Origin of the sequence: Nocardia sp. NBC_00508, assembly GCF_036346875.1 — a bacterium.
In the GTDB taxonomy this organism is placed as follows: Bacteria; Actinomycetota; Actinomycetes; order Mycobacteriales; family Mycobacteriaceae; genus Nocardia.
Genome location: NZ_CP107852.1, coordinates 5004871 through 5021032, shown reverse-complemented (window position 1 = coordinate 5021032; position 16162 = coordinate 5004871). Strand labels below are relative to the sequence as shown.

The 16162-nt window shown below is 68.5% G+C and carries 17 protein-coding genes; 7 read left to right on the top strand and 10 right to left on the bottom strand.

The genetic code is table 11. The features are described 5' to 3' along the window. Nucleotides 1-34: 34 nt before the first annotated feature. From OHA40_RS22325 to cofD, 10 genes are all read right to left on the bottom strand, one after another. The gene (locus OHA40_RS22325) at nt 35-682 is read right to left on the bottom strand and encodes a dTMP kinase (protein WP_330228836.1); all 648 of its coding nucleotides are present in this window, start codon (nt 680-682) and stop codon (nt 35-37) included. Between the two features lie 197 nt (nt 683-879). Then, on the bottom strand, nt 880-2364 hold the full coding sequence (ahcY, locus tag OHA40_RS22320) for an adenosylhomocysteinase (protein WP_330228835.1): 1485 nt from the start codon (nt 2362-2364) through the stop codon (nt 880-882). 60 nt (nt 2365-2424) lie between these two features. After that, a complete protein-coding gene (locus OHA40_RS22315; RefSeq protein ID WP_330228834.1) occupies nt 2425-3519 on the bottom strand; it encodes an alkane 1-monooxygenase in 1095 nt (364 codons plus the stop codon). Nucleotides 3520-3765: 246 nt separating this feature from the next. Beyond that, nucleotides 3766-4386, bottom strand: a complete 621-nt coding sequence (locus OHA40_RS22310; RefSeq protein ID WP_330228833.1) for a TetR/AcrR family transcriptional regulator — start codon at nt 4384-4386, stop codon at nt 3766-3768. A gap of 40 nt (nt 4387-4426) precedes the next feature. After that, a complete protein-coding gene (locus OHA40_RS22305) occupies nt 4427-4609 on the bottom strand; it encodes a rubredoxin (RefSeq protein WP_330228832.1) in 183 nt (60 codons plus the stop codon). A gap of 73 nt (nt 4610-4682) precedes the next feature. Then, the gene (locus tag OHA40_RS22300; RefSeq protein ID WP_330228831.1) at nt 4683-4856 is read right to left on the bottom strand and encodes a rubredoxin; all 174 of its coding nucleotides are present in this window, start codon (nt 4854-4856) and stop codon (nt 4683-4685) included. Next, nucleotides 4853-6100: an alkane 1-monooxygenase gene (locus OHA40_RS22295; protein ID WP_330228830.1), complete on the bottom strand. Its 1248-nt coding sequence runs from the start codon at nt 6098-6100 to the stop codon at nt 4853-4855. Before OHA40_RS22295 ends, OHA40_RS22300 begins: the two co-directional genes overlap by 4 nt. A 175-nt stretch (nt 6101-6275) precedes the next feature. After that, a complete protein-coding gene (locus tag OHA40_RS22290; protein ID WP_330228829.1) occupies nt 6276-6794 on the bottom strand; it encodes an NUDIX hydrolase in 519 nt (172 codons plus the stop codon). 43 nt (nt 6795-6837) lie between these two features. Continuing rightward, nucleotides 6838-8184 carry a coenzyme F420-0:L-glutamate ligase gene (locus tag OHA40_RS22285; protein WP_330228828.1) on the bottom strand — a complete coding sequence of 449 codons (1347 nt, stop codon included), beginning with the start codon at nt 8182-8184 and terminating at the stop codon, nt 6838-6840. Then, on the bottom strand, nt 8181-9179 hold the full coding sequence (gene cofD, locus OHA40_RS22280; RefSeq protein WP_330228827.1) for a 2-phospho-L-lactate transferase: 999 nt from the start codon (nt 9177-9179) through the stop codon (nt 8181-8183). Before cofD ends, OHA40_RS22285 begins: the two co-directional genes overlap by 4 nt. 489 nt (nt 9180-9668) lie before the next feature. Here cofD and OHA40_RS22275 point away from each other — a divergent pair, with 489 nt between their 5' ends. The 7 genes from OHA40_RS22275 (at nt 9669) to OHA40_RS22245 (ending at nt 16148) form a co-directional block, all read left to right on the top strand. Continuing rightward, complete coding sequence (locus OHA40_RS22275; RefSeq protein WP_029901515.1) at nt 9669-9902, top strand: WhiB family transcriptional regulator; 234 nt, start codon at nt 9669-9671, stop codon at nt 9900-9902. A gap of 122 nt (nt 9903-10024) precedes the next feature. Continuing rightward, a complete protein-coding gene (locus OHA40_RS22270; RefSeq protein ID WP_330228826.1) occupies nt 10025-10504 on the top strand; it encodes a metallopeptidase family protein in 480 nt (159 codons plus the stop codon). A gap of 249 nt (nt 10505-10753) precedes the next feature. After that, complete coding sequence (locus OHA40_RS22265; protein WP_442944071.1) at nt 10754-11134, top strand: DUF3499 domain-containing protein; 381 nt, start codon at nt 10754-10756, stop codon at nt 11132-11134. A 52-nt stretch (nt 11135-11186) separates the two neighbouring features. Continuing rightward, nucleotides 11187-12563, top strand: coding sequence for a phosphomannomutase/phosphoglucomutase (locus OHA40_RS22260; protein WP_330228824.1), 1377 nt, complete (start codon nt 11187-11189; stop codon nt 12561-12563). Between the two features lie 118 nt (nt 12564-12681). Then, complete coding sequence (locus tag OHA40_RS22255; protein WP_330228823.1) at nt 12682-13884, top strand: tobH protein; 1203 nt, start codon at nt 12682-12684, stop codon at nt 13882-13884. Continuing rightward, nucleotides 13884-15104: a mannose-6-phosphate isomerase, class I gene (manA, locus tag OHA40_RS22250; RefSeq protein ID WP_330228822.1), complete on the top strand. Its 1221-nt coding sequence runs from the start codon at nt 13884-13886 to the stop codon at nt 15102-15104. The genes OHA40_RS22255 and manA overlap by 1 nt, the downstream gene beginning before the upstream one ends. 117 nt (nt 15105-15221) lie before the next feature. Beyond that, nucleotides 15222-16148 (top strand): cation diffusion facilitator family transporter, encoded by a 927-nt coding sequence (locus OHA40_RS22245; RefSeq protein WP_330228821.1) that lies wholly within the window; start codon nt 15222-15224, stop codon nt 16146-16148. Nucleotides 16149-16162: the final 14 nt, after the last annotated feature.

Below are 16162 nucleotides of genomic sequence, written 5' to 3'. Positions count from 1 at the left end.
CCAACACTGGTGCGAACCCGGGGCACAACCAACCTTATCGACCAACGATTTCGGCGATTCGCGCGGCCAGCGTAGCGGGATCGTCCTCGGATCGATATGTCCACCAGGGCCCGTGCCAGTGGCGTTCGGCCAGCTCACGGTACACCGCGCCGGTCCGGTGCTGCAGACCACCATCCCGCTCGTAGGCGTCCGGTGCGCGTTCGGCGTCGAGTTCGCCTCGCCTGCGGGCGCGCTCGACGGCCAGCTCGGTCGGCACGTCCAGCAACACCTGTAGCGCGGGCGCGGGCAGGGCGAATCTGCCGAACTCCAATTCGCCCACCCAGTCTACGATTTCGCCGTCGGCCGACTGGCAGAGCCGCGCGGCGGAATAGGCGGCGCTGGAGGCGACGTAGCGGTCCAGGAGCACGATGTCGTTGTCGGCCAACAGCTTCGACAGCTCGTCGTGGGCGCCCGCGCGGTCCAGCGCGAACAGCAGCGCCATGCCGCTGACCGAGTCGGCGAGGTCGCCGTGCGCGCCGCGCAGCGCCTCGGCTGCCAGGTCGGCGTGCACCGAGACGCGGTAGCGCGGGAAGGCCATCGTGGCGACGCGCAGCCCACGACCCCGCAGATCGGCGACGACCCGCTCGATCAGCGTCCTCTTGCCCGCCCCGTCGATGCCTTCGACGGCAATCAACACTCCCATAGCCAGGCAGGGTACCCCGCCGCTGCCGCGCGATCGACACCGGCTGACCAGCGCGGATGCCGAGATGGTCGCGCCGGTCGGCGGGACCGGTGGAGCGGTCGGCGGGCCCGGAGCGCGGTCCCGCCGACCGGAGGCCGACGGGACCCGCTCATGACCATGCCTCGCCTGCGCTCGGCTCCGTCATGCGCGCTGCGCGCTCAGTAGCGGTAGTGGTCCGGCTTGTACGGGCCCTCCACGTCCACACCGATGTACTCGGCCTGGTCCTTGGTGAGCTTGGTCAGCTCGCCGCCGAGCGCCTCGACGTGGATGCGGGCGACCTTCTCGTCCAAGTGCTTCGGCAGGCGGTAGACCTCGTTGTCGTACTCGTCGGGCTTGGTCCACAGCTCGATCTGCGCGATCACCTGGTTGGAGAAACTGTTGGACATCACGAACGACGGATGGCCGGTCGCGTTGCCGAGATTCAGCAGACGTCCCTCCGACAGCAGCAGGATCGAGCGGCCGGTCTCCTTGAAGGTCCACAGGTCGACCTGCGGCTTGATGTTCAATTTCGTTGCGCCGGAACGCTCCAGCGCCGCGATGTCGATCTCGTTGTCGAAGTGACCGATGTTGCCCAGGATGGCCTGGTCCTTCATCGCCTTCATGTGCTCGAGGGTGATGATGTCCTTGTTGCCGGTCGCGGTGATGACGATGTCGGCCTCGCCGATCGCCTTCTCCGCGGTCACCACGTCGTAGCCGTCCATCAGCGCCTGCAGGGCGTTGATCGGATCGATCTCGGTGACCTGCACGCGGGCGCCCTGTCCGGCAAGCGATTCCGCGCAGCCCTTGCCGACATCACCGTAGCCACAGATCAATACCTTCTTGCCGCCGATCAGCACGTCGGTGCCGCGGTTGATGCCGTCGATCAGCGAGTGGCGGGTGCCGTACTTGTTGTCGAACTTGCTCTTGGTGACCGAGTCGTTGACGTTGATCGCCGGGAAGACCAACTCGCCCGCCGCCGCGAACTGGTAGAGCCGCAGCACGCCGGTGGTGGTCTCCTCGGTGACGCCGCGAACCGATTCGGCGATGCCGCTCCACTTGCCCCGGTCGGTCTCGAACCGCTCGCGCAGCAGGTTCAGGAACACCTTGTACTCGGCCGAGTGGTCGGCGTCCTCCGGCGGAACCACGCCCGCCTTCTCGAACTGCGCGCCACGCAGCACCAGCATGGTGGCGTCGCCGCCATCGTCGAGGATCATATTGGCCGGCTCGTCCGGCCAGGTGAGCATCTGCTCGGCGGCCCACCAGTACTCCTCCAGGGTCTCGCCCTTCCAGGCGAACACCGGGGTGCCCTTGGGCTCGTCGACGGTGCCGTGCGGGCCGACGACCACGGCGGCCGCCGAGTGGTCCTGGGTGGAGAAGATGTTGCACGAGGCCCAGCGCACCTGCGCGCCCAGCGCCGTGAGGGTCTCGATCAGCACCGCGGTCTGCACCGTCATGTGCAGCGAGCCGGAGATGCGCCCGCCCTGCAGCGGCCGCACCTCGGCGTACTCACGGCGCAACGCCATCAGACCGGGCATCTCGTGTTCGGCGAGGCGGATCTCCTTGCGGCCGAAGTCGGCCAGCGACAGATCCGCCACCTTGTAGTCGATGCCGTTGCGGACATCGGCGGTCAACGACGTGCGTGCGGGAAGTTCTGAGGTGGTCATCAGCCTCTCCTGGTTCGGCAAGTACCGAGGCAAGGCTAGTCGCTCCCGACCGGGTGCGGACTACGCGGTCACCCCGCGGGCAGCCAGGATCCGGCGCCGCTTGCGCGGCTGGATGTTCGCCAGCGTGACGTCGCCGCCGTAATGGGCGAGTACGCGCGCGTCCATCACCCACCGCCACAGCGGCGGGATGGCGGCGAACACGATCATGCTGGCGTAGCCCGCAGGCAGTTGCGGGGCCTGCTCCGAGCTGCGCAGTGTCTGGTAGCGGCGGCCGGGGTTGGCGTGATGGTCGCTGTGGCGCTGCAGGTGGAACAGGAAGATATTGGTGACCAGGTGGTCGCTGTTCCAGCTGTCGCGCGGCGAGCAGCGGGCGTACATGCCGTTCGGGCGGCGGGCTCGCAAAAGGCCGTAGTGCTCGACGTAGTTCACCGTCTCCAGCAGGCCGATGCCGATCACGGCCTGCAGCGCGAGCCAGGGCAGCACCTGATAGCCGAACGTCGCGACCAGGGCGCCGAACAGCACCACCGTCATCGACCACGCCTGCAGGATATGGTTGCCGACGCTCCACCAGCCCTTGCCCTTGCGCGCGAGACGGTCGCGCTCCAGGACGATCGCCGAACGGAAGCTCCCGGACACGCTGCGCGGCAGGAATTCCCACAGCGACTCCCCCAGCCTGGCGCTGGCCGGATCCTCCGGGGTTGCCACCCGCACGTGGTGGCCGCGGTTGTGTTCGACGAAGAAGTGCCCGTACCCGGACTGGGCCAGGGCGATCTTGGCCAGCCAGCGCTCCAGGTGCTCGACCCGGTGCCCGAGTTCGTGGGCGGCGTTGATGCCGATGCCGCTGACGAACCCCAGGGTCGCGGCCAAGCCGAGTTTGTCGACCACGCTGAGCTCGTCACCGGCCCACATGTAGCTCGCGATCACCAGTCCGATCAGCTGCACCGGCAGCATCAGATAGGTGCACCACCGGTAGTACCGATCGTTGGACAGCAGCTCGTAGTCCTCGTCCCTCGGGTTGCTGCCGTCCACGCCGATAGCCCAGTCCAGCACCGGGATCACGATCAGCACGATGATCGGGCCGATCCACCAGAAGACCTCCACACCGGTGTGGAACACGAGCTGCGACGGCAGCAAAGCCGACGACGGCGCGAGCAAGCCCAGAACCCACAGATGGCGTTTGGGATCGGGCGATCCCGCCGGTTTGCCAACCGTTTGCACTTTTGCCCCACTCAATGAAGACACGAAACTTCGATGACCCGACCCGCTGAGAATACTGGCAGACAGCGGATCTGTTGCACACCGGCTGACCTCGGCAACATGTCGGCAAGTGCAAGCCGTGTAGTCGGTTTTTAAGCTGCCGCACAGCTACTGGTGTGTCGCGAGCCGATTGCCCGCGACCGCTCAGCTCTGCACCCGCGCGGCGAGGATCGCCTCCACGTAGGGACTCAGGAGTGCGCTCAGCTCCGCGGGCACGTCCCGCCCCGGAGCAGGCGGAGTGGGGATGTAGCTGAGGGCGATCCGCACCAACGCGTGCGCGATCACGTCCGATTCGGCGGCCGACGCCGCCACCCAGCTGTACTGGAAGGCGCGCGCCAGCCGCTTGGTCGCATGTTCGAGCAACGGCCCGGCATCGAGGGTGATCAGCCGCAGCAGATCGAGCTTCACCTCGCCCGCGACCAGCGACTGGACCAGCGGGTCGGCGGCAGCGTCGAGGAAGAAGTTGGCCATGCCGTCGCGGAACGCGGCGCGGGCGTCACCGACGTTGCCGTTGATCGCCGCGTCCACGTGGTCGACCAGGTCGTCGGCCAGGCGCAGGGCATAGGCCTGGGTGAGGCCGTTGCGCGAGCCGAACTCGTTGTAGAGCGTCTGCCTGCTCACGCCCGCCCTGGCCGCGATGTCACCGAGCGTGATCTTGGACCAGTCCCGCTCGGTGAGCAGCTCGCGCATCGCGTCCAGGACCGAAGTCCGCAGGAGGTCCCGCGCGGCCTCCTGGTAGGGAATCCTGGTTCCGTTGCGCGGCATACCCGCGACACTGTCACGGGGGACTGCCGCAGTCAAAATCTCACGACCGTTCGATTTCGACCATGAAGAAGTCCGCCTTGGCGGCGCCACAGTCCGGACAGGTCCAGTCGTCGGGGATGTCGTCCCAGCGGGTTCCCGGCCCGATGCCGTCTTCCGGCCAGCCCTCGGCCTCGTCGTATTCGAAGCCGCACTGGATGCACTGGTAAAGCTTGTATTCGGTCATTTCGCTGCGTCCTTTCCCGTATGAGCGGAGCCCTCCGTGGTCACTCCGAGCCGTCGCCTCCTGGCCTGACGGCTCATGCTGTGGCCCGCATCGGCTCGAAGTCGATCTTTTCCCGCACGCCGCAGTCCGGGCAGCACCAGTCGTCCGGCACCGTCTCCCACTTGGTGCCCGGTGGAAATCCCTCATGTGGCGCGCCTTTCGCCTCGTCGAAGACGTAGTCGCAGACGGGGCAGCGAAAAGCACTCATGCCCCACCCCCGGCGACTACGTCTTGGACGTAGCGTGCGAGGACCTTGTCCCGCTTGCCCGGATCGATGTTGGCGCGGGTGATGTCGCCGTCGTAGTGCGCGAGCACCCGCTTGTCCATGACCCGGCGCCACAGCGGCGGGAAATAGGCGAGCAGGATCATGCTGGCGTAACCGCTGGGCAGGTTCGGCGCGCCGTCCCAGCTGCGCAACGTCTGGTAGCGCCGGGTGGGGTAGGCGTGGTGATCGCTGTGCCGCTGCAGGTGGTACAGGAAGATGTTGGTGACGATGTGGTCGCTGTTCCAGCTGTGCACCGGGCCGGGCCGCTCGTACCGTCCGCTCGCCGTGCGCTGGCGCACCAGACCGTAGTGCTCCAGATAGTTGACCGCCTCCAGCAGACTGAAGCCGACCACGGCCTGCAGGATCAGGTACGGCAACAGCTCGATGCCGAACACCGCGAGCAACACCGCGTACAGCCCGGCCGACATGAGCCAGGCGCTGAGCACTTCGTTGCGCAGGCTCCACGGCTTCTTGCCGAGCCGCTCCAGGCGGACCTTCTCCAGCTGCCAGGACGACGTCAGGCCGCCCCACACGGTGCGCGGCCAGAACGCCCAGAAGGTCTCGCCCACCCGGGAACTGGCCGGATCCTCCGGCGTCGCGACGCGGACGTGGTGGCCACGGTTGTGCTCGATGTAGAAGTGCCCGTAGAACGACTGGGCCAGTGCGATGCGGGAGAGCCAGCGTTCCAGGTCCACCTTCTTGTGGCCGAGTTCGTGCGCGGTGTTGATGCCGATGCCGCCGATCATGCCGACGGTGATCGCCAGGCCGATCTTGTCCACCACCTGCAGTCCGCCATCGATGCCGAGCCAACTCGCGTCGTCGGCGGTGATCAGGTAGGCGCCCATGAGCAGCGTGGCGTACTGGAACGGCAGGTACAGGTAGGTGAGGTAGCGGTAGTACTTGTCGTTCTCCAGGTACTCCATCACCTCGTCCGGCGGGTTCGAACCGTCCGGGCCGAAGCAGATGTCGGCGATCGGGATCAGCACATAGACCAGGACCGGTCCGAGCCAGAACGGCACGTGCGCGAGGCGATGCCAGCCGAGTTCGTTCAACGCCCAGATGAGCGGGAGCCCGATAGTGAACAGGCCCGTAGGGGCGAACAACCCCCACAGCCACAGATAGCGTTTGCGGTCCCGCCAAGCCGGTACCTCGACCGGCCGCACGGCCCTGTCGGTGTTCGTCGACATCGTTGTCTCCATTCCCAACGACGCGCCACGTGTGACGCGCATTACCTCTCAAAATGGACAATAGACCCAAATTTGTCGGCCGTCTAGACAAATCAGACAATTTGTAAAGACGATGCGGGAACGAAGAAACCCCGGCCGGATAGGCATCCGACCGGGGCTCGAGTGCTGGGAGTGGCTAACGCAGCAGAACGTCGGTGTCGGCGGGCAACGCGTCCACCGGCCACCAGCGCAGATCGGTGGATTCGTGACTGCGCACCGGGACCGCGTCTGCGGGAGCAGTGATGCGGAACAGCAGGTCCAGGTGCCTGGTGGGCACACCGAGCGAGCAGGTGATGGGATGCGCCTGGGCGCCGTACAGCCCCGGTTCCAGCCGCAGACCCGCGATGCCCGACTCCTCGGTCGCTTCGCGCAGCGCGGCGCTCGCGACGGTGTCGTCGCGCTCCTCGCAGTGGCCACCGAGCTGGATCCAGCGCCCGACGCGCGGATGCAAGGTGAGCAGCACCTCGCGGCCATCCGGAGAGAAGACAACCGCCGAGGCGGTGATGTGGCCCGGCACGTGCTCGCGCAGGCACCCGCGCGGAGCCGAGCCGAGGAAGGCCAGCATCGCCTCGCGCAGCGACCGATCCGAATCGGTTGCCGGACACCATGATTCGAGCAGCGCAGTCGCCGAGGCGTGCAGGGATTCCGCGCTCACCGGCGACGCCCTCGTGCGCCAGGCGTGACCCGCCCGCGAACCCTCACAGCTCGACCAGCCCCGAACCGGCGCCGACCACCGGCCGCGCGGTCAGCTCTTCGAGCGGATGGCCGATGGCGATCGCACCCAGCGGACGCCAATCCTCGGCCAAGCCCAAGACGTCACGGGTGATCTCCGGCGCGAAGATGGTCGAACCGATCCAGCAGCTACCGATCCCCTCGGCGGCCAAGGCGACCAGCAATCCCTGCACCGCCGCACCCACCGCGACGGTGAACATCGTGCGCTCGTACCCACGGCGCAGTGAGTCCGTATAGTCGTGCGCCCCGTCCGGCACGCAGAACGGGATGATCACCTCGGGAGCGTCGAACAGGATCCGCCCGCGGGCGATCCGGCGCTCGATCCGCTCCGGCGTGAGTCCGTCGGAACTCAGATCCTCGCGCCACTTCTCCGCCATCGCCTCGAGCAGCTGCGTACGCAGCCCCGGCCTGCGCAGCCAGACGAACCGCACCGGACGGGTGTGATGCGGGGCGGGCGCGGTCAGCGCGACCGATACCGCCGCCCGAATGCGTTCGGGATCGACCGGGATGTCGGCGAACCGACGAATCGAGCGACGCAGCAGGATCGCCTCTTTGCGCCCGCGCTCGATCGCCTCGGCGGTGCCGAGCCAGAACAGGTCCTCGGTGCCGCCGCGGAGCAGATCCGCGGCGCTGGATCCGTCGTCGACGACCGGTAGCCCGCGCACCACGGCGACCGGAACACCACCCAGCTTGCCTTTCACCAGGTCCGCGGCGGCGGCCAGCTCGTCCGCCACGGCCACCTGAGTGACGTACAGCTCGTTGCCCTGACCGTCCACCGCGCCCGCGTAGTCGTGCAGCACCCGAATCCCCGCGGCGCCGATGGCCGCATCGGTCTGTCCGTTGCGCCAGGCGCGGCCCATCGTGTCGGTGACGACGACCGCGACCGTCACGCGCAGCCGCTCGGCCAGCGCCGCGCGCAGCGCCTTGGCGCTGGCGTCCGGGTCGGTGGGAAGCAGCACCAGCTCGCCCTGCTCGACGTTCGAGCCGTCGACGCCGGAGGCCGCCTGCACGATGCCGAGCTTGTTCTCGGTGATCAGCGTGCGGCCTTTGCGGGCGAGCACCCGCACCGCTTCCTGATCGATGAGCATGCGCCGGGCGGCATCGCGTTCCTCGGGGTCCAGCGGCGCGTCCACGATGCGCCCTTCCACCTTCGCGACGATCTTGCTGGTGACCACGAGCACGTCGCCGTCGGCCAGCCACGGCGCGCATCGCGCGATGTGTTCGGCGAGGTCGTCACCGGGCCGGAATTCCGGAAGACCGGTGATGGGCAGGATGCGCAGCTCTCCGGCCGCGTGATCGGTCGATGTGGTCACGGCTCGACTCCGGCGAGATCCAGCGCCTGACGCACCATTTCGGCGGTGGTCGGCGGGTCGGTCATCAACAAGGGCACGCTGCGCACTTCCACGCCGGGCACGTCGGCGGTGTCGGTGCTGTGGATCAGCCAGCCGTCCAGGATTCCGGTGGCCGAACGCGCGCCGTAGTGCCGGCCGATCGCCTCGGCCGTGGTCTCCACACCGATCACCGACAGGCATTCGTCGGCCATGCCGCGCAACGGCTTCCCATCGATGACGCCGGAGACGCCGATCACCTTGGCCGCGGTGGTGCGCAGCGCGCCGCGAATACCGGGTACCGCCAGGATGGCGCCGATGCTCACGACGGGGTTCGACGGTGCGAGCAAGACCACATCGGCGGATTCTATGATATCGATCACATTCGGCGCCGGTTTGGCTTCCTCGGCGCCAATTGTGGCGAATCCATGCGTGTCGATGTTCGCGCGGTAGCGAACCCACCACTCCTGGAAATGGATCGCGCGCCGTTCGCCAGGGTTGTCCGGATCGGTCACAACGACATGGGTTTCGCAGCGATCGTCGGTTGCCGGGATCAGTTTCACGCCGGGCTGCCACCGGTTGCACAGCGCTTCGGTGACCGCGGAGAGCGAGTATCCGGCGCGCAACATTTCGGTCCGGATCAGATGCGTGGCGATATCTCGGTCCCCCAAGCCGAACCAGTCCGGCTGCGCGCGATATTTCGCGAGCTCCTCCTTGGCGTGCCAGGTCTCGCCGACCCGGCCCCAGCCCCGCTCGGTATCGATGCCGCCGCCGAGGGTATACATGCAGGTGTCGAGGTCGGGACAGATCCGGAGGCCGTGCATCCAGACGTCGTCGCCCACGTTCACGATCGCGGCGACGTCGGCCTCCGGCAGCAGTTCCCGGACGCCATGAAGGAAGCGCGCGCCACCAACGCCGCCGACCAGCACGGCGATCCGGGGTCCGTTCGCGGGCGTGCCGCCCGCTTGTTGTCCAGTCACATCCGCACAGCCTATGCGGTGGCGTGGCAACTCCCCTTCGCGGCAAATTTGCTGTTTATTTGCTATTGCACGGCGCAAGATCAGTTCGGAATGCGGCTGCGGATAGTAACGGAATAGCGACGGCGGCTTGACCATCGACGCGTCCGGCGTGTCTAATCACAGTCATGTCATTCCGGGTTCGCGCGAGAGCCCAAGGCGCGAGCGGCATTTCGAACAGATGTTCGCACAGGGATGACAAGCTCGGGGACGTCCGCGGGACAACGTCGCGGGGTATGGCCGTCGGTGCGCGTGTTGGTCCGACGGAAAGAATCATTCTGCGCTAACACACAGTGAGGAGGCGGAGCGATGGCCAACGAGATGGTCTCGCCGACCGATTCCACAGCAGGCGCAGCACGTGGCGTCTGCGCAGACAACGGCTGGAAGGACGGAGAGGGGGGTGACGGAGTCGCGGCGCCTCGGCTCAGCCTGGTCGTGACCGGCTTCGACGAGATGTTCGAATCCATCGAAGAGCAGTGGCAGGAGCGTGCCCTGTGCGCGCAGACCGATCCGGAGGCGTTCTTCCCCGAGAAGGGCGGCTCGACCCGTGAGGCCAAACGGATCTGCATGGGCTGCGAAGTACGCGACGAGTGCCTGGAATACGCACTCGCACACGATGAGCGCTTCGGCATCTGGGGCGGGCTCTCCGAGCGGGAGCGCCGCCGCCTCAAGCGCGGCATCGGCTGACAGACGTACGCGGCGCCCGGAGTCGCACTCCCCCCAGGACGGCTCCGGGCATACGCGACACGACCGACAGATCACCCGCCTCGATGCGGACGGCCGGAGCCGGCTGGCCTAGATTTTGTGTCATGGCACGTTCCCGTAAGCGTCGACCGCCGACCGCCCGGTCGGTGACCCGCCGCGGCCGCGGGGTGCGCGGGCCGATGCTGCCACCCACGGTGCCCGCCTGGCGGACCCGCGGCCAGAAGTTCGACCGGCTGGTGCTGGAGGCGTTCGCCCCGTTGGACACCCGCTGGCACGACCGGCTCACCAAACTGGACATCGCCGTCGACGACGTTCCGAAAATCCGTCCGCTGCACCCGGATTCGGTCACCTGGCCGGACGAGGTGGTGGCCGACGGCCCGGTTCCGCTCTCGCGGCTCATCCCGGCCGGCGTCGACCGGCACGGCGCGGCGACCCGTGCGCGGGTGGTGCTGTTCCGCAAGCCGCTCGAGCTGCGCGCCAGCGACCCCGACGACCTGGTGGATCTGCTGCGTGAAGTGCTGGTCCAGCAAGTCGCGACCTACCTCGGCGTCGATCCGGACGTGATCGATCCGGAAGCCGAGTAATTCGCACCCATCCGCGCGCCGACCGCGCCCGAATGCTGTTGCGGGGCCGAGCGCCGGGCGACCGCGGGTGTACGCCCGCTTCCGGCGGGGTACCCCGAGATCTCCTGCTCCGTGACATACCGCCGACCGCGCCATCCGGCCCGCGGAATGCCATGCTGCCCTCGTTCTGCTTACAGCAGACCGAGATTCCTCGAGCGTGTCTGTCCCCATCGATGCGCGAGGGGGGTTACTCTCATCGGCGTGATTCCCATGCGTCGTTGCTGCCGTCCAGGTTGCAAGAATCCGGCCGTCGCGACGCTCACCTATGTGTACTCGGATTCGACGGCAGTAGTCGGGCCGCTCGCGACGGTCGCCGAACCGCACTCCTGGGATCTCTGCGAAACGCACGGCTCCCGAATCACCGCGCCGAAGGGCTGGGAAATGGTCCGCCACGAAGGCGGATTCTCCTCCAGCACACCGGACGACGACGATCTGACCGCCCTCGCCGAGGCGGTGCGCGAGGCCGGACTGCGCCGCCGCCCGCCCGAACGCGAGCAGCGCGGCTATCACGACTACACACCCCCGCCGGCGCGCACCACACGCACCGGCCGCCGCGGCCATCTCCGCGTGCTCCCCGACCCACCGTCCTGATCCGGCTAGGAGGGTGTCGGAGCGGCCACGCGCAACCACTATGGTGTTGGGCATGACAGTCGCCCGCTCTGCCGAATTCGTGAACGCGGTGATCAAGGCTTACGACGTTCGCGGTGTGGTCGGTGATCAGATCGACACGGAATTCGTCAGGGACGTCGGCGCGTCGTTCGCCAGGTTGATGCGCGCGGAGGGCGCGAGCCGGATCGTCATCGGACACGACATGCGGGACTCCTCCCCCGAGCTCTCGGCCGCCTTCGCCGACGGCGCGCTCGGCCAGGGCCTTGACGTGGTGCACATCGGCCTGGCCTCGACCGACCAGCTGTACTTCGCCTCCGGCCACCTGGACTGCCCTGGCGCCATGTTCACCGCCAGCCACAACCCGGCTCGCTACAACGGCATCAAGCTGTGCCGCGCCAAGGCTCTCCCGGTGGGGCAGGACACCGGCCTGGCCACGATCAAGAACGAGCTGATCGAAGGCGTGCCCGACCGCCCGGGCCATCGCGGCACCGCGACCGAAGTCGATCTGCTCGCCGACTACGCGGCCTACCTGCGCGGCCTGGTCGATCTCGGCGGCATCCGCCCGCTCACCGTCGCCGTGGACGCGGGCAACGGCATGGGCGGCCACACCGTGCCCGCCGTGCTGGGCGCGCTGCCGCAGGCGACCATCGTCCCGCTGTACTTCGAGCTGGACGGCAGCTTCCCGAACCACGAGGCCAACCCGCTCGACCCGGCGAACCTGGTGGACCTGCAGAAGCTGGTCCGCAGCTCGGGCGCGGACATCGGCCTTGCCTTCGACGGCGACGCCGACCGCTGCTTCGTGGTCGACGAGAACGGCGAGCCGGTGTCGCCGTCGGCGATCACCGCCCTGGTTGCCGAGCGCGAGCTGGCCAAGGAGCCGGGCGCGGTGATCATCCACAACCTGATCACGTCGCGTGCGGTGCCGGAGCTGGTGCACGAGCTGGGCGGAACGCCGGTGCGCACCCGGGTCGGCCACTCGTTCATCAAGCAGGAAATGGCCGCCACCGGAGCCGTGTTCGGCGGCGAGCACTCCGCGCACTACTACTTCCGCGACTTCTGGGGCGCCGACTCCGGCATGCTCGCGGCCCTGCACGTGCTGGCCGCGCTCGGCGAGAAGGACCGGCCGGTGTCGGAACTGATGTCGTCGTACGCGACGTACGCGGCTTCCGGCGAGATCAACTCCACGGTGTCCGACACTGCGGCGCGGACGATGGCCGTGGTGGATGCTTTCGCGGATCGGGCGCACTCGGTGGACCGGCTGGACGGGGTGACCGTGCAGCTGGCCGACAACGCCTGGTTCAACTTGCGCGCGTCGAATACCGAGCCGTTGCTCCGGCTGAACGTCGAGGCCCGATCGGCGGAGGAAGTAGACGCACTCGTAACCGAGATCCTGAGCATCGTGCGCTTCTGACTGGAATAGTGGAATCACAGGCCTTGGATTCGCCCGACTCGGTCTCGGTATGGCACCCCGACCGGGTGGGCGCGGGGGCGGAAACGATACAGCGCGATGAGGGGAGGTGGGACGCCCGATGATCGCTGGAACACCGGTGCTCGACCTCGACGATGCCGCTTCACTCGAAGCAGCCGATGCCGGCGGCGCCCTGCGCTCGGCCGCTTCCGGCGGCGCCCAGGTGCGCGCCACCGCGGCGGCCGTCGGTGAGGACGCGCTTGCCCGCCTGGCCGATCTGCGACCACGCAGCGTGGTACTGGTCTCCGGTGCCGGGCGCGCCGCGCGTGCGGCGGGACTGCTCGTCGCCGCGCTCGGCGACCGCGCCGGCCTCCCCGTCGTGCCCGCCGCCGCCCTCCCGCCGTGGGTCGGGCCCCTGGATGTCGTGCTGGTCGCCGGCGACGACGCGGGCGACCCGCGGCTGATCGACGCCGTCGACCGGGCGTTGCGTCGCGGCGCCGAGGTGGTCGTCGCGGCACCGCACGAAGGGCCGCTACGGGCCGCCGCGTCCGGCCGCGCCGCCGTGCTGGAGCCGAGGGTGCAGGTGCTCGGGCACAACCGCCTGCTGCGCTTCCTGGCCGCCGGAATCGCGGTGCTGCGCGCGGTCGACCCGGTGCGCAGCGGGGTCGCCGTCCCCGAACTGACCGAGCTGGCCGACGTGCTGGACGCGGAAGCGCTGCGCGACGGTCCGCACAACGAGGTCTTCCGCAACCCCGCCAAGACGTTGGCCGCGCGCATGCAGCAGCGTGGCGTCGTGCTCGCGGGCGACTCACCGGCCGCCGCCGAACTGGCCGAACACGGCGCCGAGGTGCTGCTGCAGTCCGCGGGCAAGGTGGCCACCGCCGTGGACTTGGCCGAGGCCGTGGCGGCGAAGGCCCAGATGACCGAGGCCGCAGGCGAATCCGCCCCCGATTTCGATCCGCTGTTCCACGACGAGGAACTCGACGGACCCGCTCCGGTGCAGCGCATCCGGGTGTTCGTGCTCAGCGCCGATCACGATCGCGCCGCCGCGCGCCGCCGCATCGCGGTGTTCGACGGCGACGGATCGAATCTGGTGGACGCCGATCTGGTGAACGCCGACGTCGACCTGCTGCACACCGGGATGACCGACCCCACCGTGCCAGGACCGACCCGCGCCGAGGAGTCCGCGCCCGGGCGAGGCACCGAACTCGAACAGCTCGCGGTGCTCGCGCTGCGACTGGAGATGGCCGCCGCCTACCTGCGGCTGATCGGCTTCCGCGACGCCGCGGCCGAGAGCCAGGGGCAGTTCGGGGGAAGCTACTAGTGCACGAACTCGTTGGTGCGCTCCGTTCGTATGCCTGGGGATCGCGCACCGCGCTCGCTCAGCTGTGCGGCAGGCCGGTTCCCTCCGCCCATCCGGAGGCGGAACTGTGGTTCGGCGCCCACCCTGCCGACCCCGCGTACGTGAGGCTCGGCGACCGCAGCACCTCGCTGCTGGAGCTGGTCGCCGCCGATCCGGATCGGGAATTGGGCGCCGCCGCAGTGGAATTCGGCGGCAAGCTGCCCTTCCTGCTCAAGGTCCTCGCCGCGGAGGAGCCGCTGTCGCTCCAGGCCCATCCGAGCATGGCGCAGGCCAAGGCCGGTTTCGACCGGGAGAATCGGTCCAAGGTGCCATTCGACTCGCCGCTGCGCAACTACCGCGACGAGAACCACAAACCCGAGTTGGTCGTCGCGCTGGATCGGTTCGAGGCGCTGGCGGGTTTCCGCGACCCGCACCGCACGGTGGCGGTGCTTCGCGCGCTGGCGGTGGACGCGCTCAGCTCCTACGCCGAGCTACTTGCCGCCCAACCGGATTCGGCGGGTCTGCGCACCTTGTTCACCACCTGGATCACGCTGCCGCAGCACGTGCTGGCCACGCTGTTGCCCGCGGTGCTGGACGGCTGCGTGCGGTATCTGTCCGGCAAGGGCGCGCGCGAGTTCACCGCCGAGGCCCGCACCACGCTCGAACTCGCCGAGGCCTATCCCGGCGACGCGGGTGTCCTCGCGGCGCTGCTGCTGAACCGGGTCACCCTGGAGCCGGGTCAGGGATTGTTCCTCGCGGCCGGGAATCTGCACGCCTACCTGCGCGGGCTGGGGGTGGAGATCATGGCCAACTCCGACAACGTGCTGCGCGGCGGCCTCACCCCGAAGCACGTCGACGTGCCGGAGCTGTTGCGGGTGCTGGACTTCGAGCCGATCAGCCTGCCCGTCGTGCTGCCGGAACCGGCGAGCGGCGGGTCGGTGCGCTATCGCACGCCCGCGCCGGAATTCGCGCTGCGGCGCTTCGACCTCGTCGCGGGCTCGGCGCGGGTGCCGCTGACCGCGGCGGGGCCGGGGATCGTGCTGTGCACCGCGGGAACAGTGCGGCTGTTCCAGGACGACTCCGCGTTGGAGCTCACCCGCGGCGGCGCGGCCTGGATTTCCGCCGCGGACACCGACATTCGAGCCCAGGCGGTGGGCGGCAACGTGCAGCTGTTCTGTGCGTGTGTCGGGGCGACCGCCTGACCTGTCCGGGATGGCCGTCCGCCTCCGCTCCGGCTGTGCGGGCTGACGCCGAACTACGTCCGACTGCGCCCGTTAGGCTGTTCGCGGATAGCTCGATGACAGAGAGGACATGCTGCCATGTCGGCTGGCGGTGGCAAGAAGGCGATCATCGCGGCGTTGACCGCGAATGCGGGAATCGCCGCGGCGAAGTTCGTCGGTGCGGCGATCACCGGCTCGGGATCCATGCTCGCCGAGGCCGTGCACTCTGTGGCCGATACCGGTAATCAGGGATTGCTGCTGCTCGGGCAGCGTCGCGCCGCGAAGGAAGCAACCGAGCTGCACCCGTTCGGGTACGCGCGCAACCGCTACTTCTATTCGTTCATCGTGGCGCTGGTGCTGTTCACCCTCGGCTCCGGATATGCCAGCTACGAAGGCATCCACAAGATCCAGCATCCAGAGGAGCTCAGTTCACCGATCGTGGCGATCGTGATCCTGCTGATCGCGATCGGGCTGGAGATCTACAGCTTCACGACGGCGGTCCGGGAGTCCAAGCCGCTCAAGGGCGACGCGAGCTGGTGGCGGTTCATCCGCAATTCGCGCAGCCCCGAGCTTCCGGTGGTGCTGCTGGAGGACACCGGCGCGCTGATCGGCCTGCTTCTCGCGCTCGCGGGCGTCGGCCTGACCATGCTCACCGGCGACCCGGTCTGGGACGGCCTCGGTACCCTGGCCATCGGCGCGCTGCTCGGTGTCATCGCCATCGTCCTGATCGTGGAGATGCAGAGCCTGCTGATCGGTGAGGGCGCCACACCCGATGAGAACCGGTTGATCCACGCGAACCTGGTCGACGACACCCGTATCGATCGGGTGATCCACCTCAAGACCCAGTACCTCGGTCCGGAGGAGCTGCTCGTGGCAGCGAAGGTCGGTGTGGTTCCCGGCCTGGACGTCGCCGCCATCGCGACTGCGATCGATGACGCCGAGTCGCGCGTCCGCGCGGCGGTCCCCGCCGCTCGCGTCATCTACCTCGAACCCGACCTCTACCGCACCGAAGCCGTCCAGGGGTAGGTCTCCGCCGTCGT

Excerpts from the sequence above, each read along its gene's own strand:
- OHA40_RS22265 (WP_442944071.1), top strand. The coding sequence starts at position 10,754 with ATGCGTCGTTGCTGCCGTCCAGGTTGCAAGAATCCGGCCGTCGCGACG.
- OHA40_RS22305 (WP_330228832.1), bottom strand. The coding sequence starts at position 4,609 with ATGACCGAATACAAGCTTTACCAGTGCATCCAGTGCGGCTTCGAATAC.
- OHA40_RS22295 (WP_330228830.1), bottom strand. The coding sequence starts at position 6,100 with ATGTCGACGAACACCGACAGGGCCGTGCGGCCGGTCGAGGTACCGGCT.
- OHA40_RS22255 (WP_330228823.1), top strand. The coding sequence starts at position 12,682 with ATGATCGCTGGAACACCGGTGCTCGACCTCGACGATGCCGCTTCACTC.
- OHA40_RS22270 (WP_330228826.1), top strand. The coding sequence starts at position 10,025 with ATGGCACGTTCCCGTAAGCGTCGACCGCCGACCGCCCGGTCGGTGACC.
- OHA40_RS22275 (WP_029901515.1), top strand. The coding sequence starts at position 9,669 with ATGTTCGAATCCATCGAAGAGCAGTGGCAGGAGCGTGCCCTGTGCGCG.
- OHA40_RS22245 (WP_330228821.1), top strand. The coding sequence starts at position 15,222 with ATGTCGGCTGGCGGTGGCAAGAAGGCGATCATCGCGGCGTTGACCGCG.
- ahcY (WP_330228835.1), bottom strand. The coding sequence starts at position 2,364 with ATGACCACCTCAGAACTTCCCGCACGCACGTCGTTGACCGCCGATGTC.
- OHA40_RS22260 (WP_330228824.1), top strand. The coding sequence starts at position 11,187 with ATGACAGTCGCCCGCTCTGCCGAATTCGTGAACGCGGTGATCAAGGCT.
- OHA40_RS22310 (WP_330228833.1), bottom strand. The coding sequence starts at position 4,386 with ATGCCGCGCAACGGAACCAGGATTCCCTACCAGGAGGCCGCGCGGGAC.
- OHA40_RS22300 (WP_330228831.1), bottom strand. The coding sequence starts at position 4,856 with ATGAGTGCTTTTCGCTGCCCCGTCTGCGACTACGTCTTCGACGAGGCG.
- OHA40_RS22325 (WP_330228836.1), bottom strand. The coding sequence starts at position 682 with ATGGGAGTGTTGATTGCCGTCGAAGGCATCGACGGGGCGGGCAAGAGG.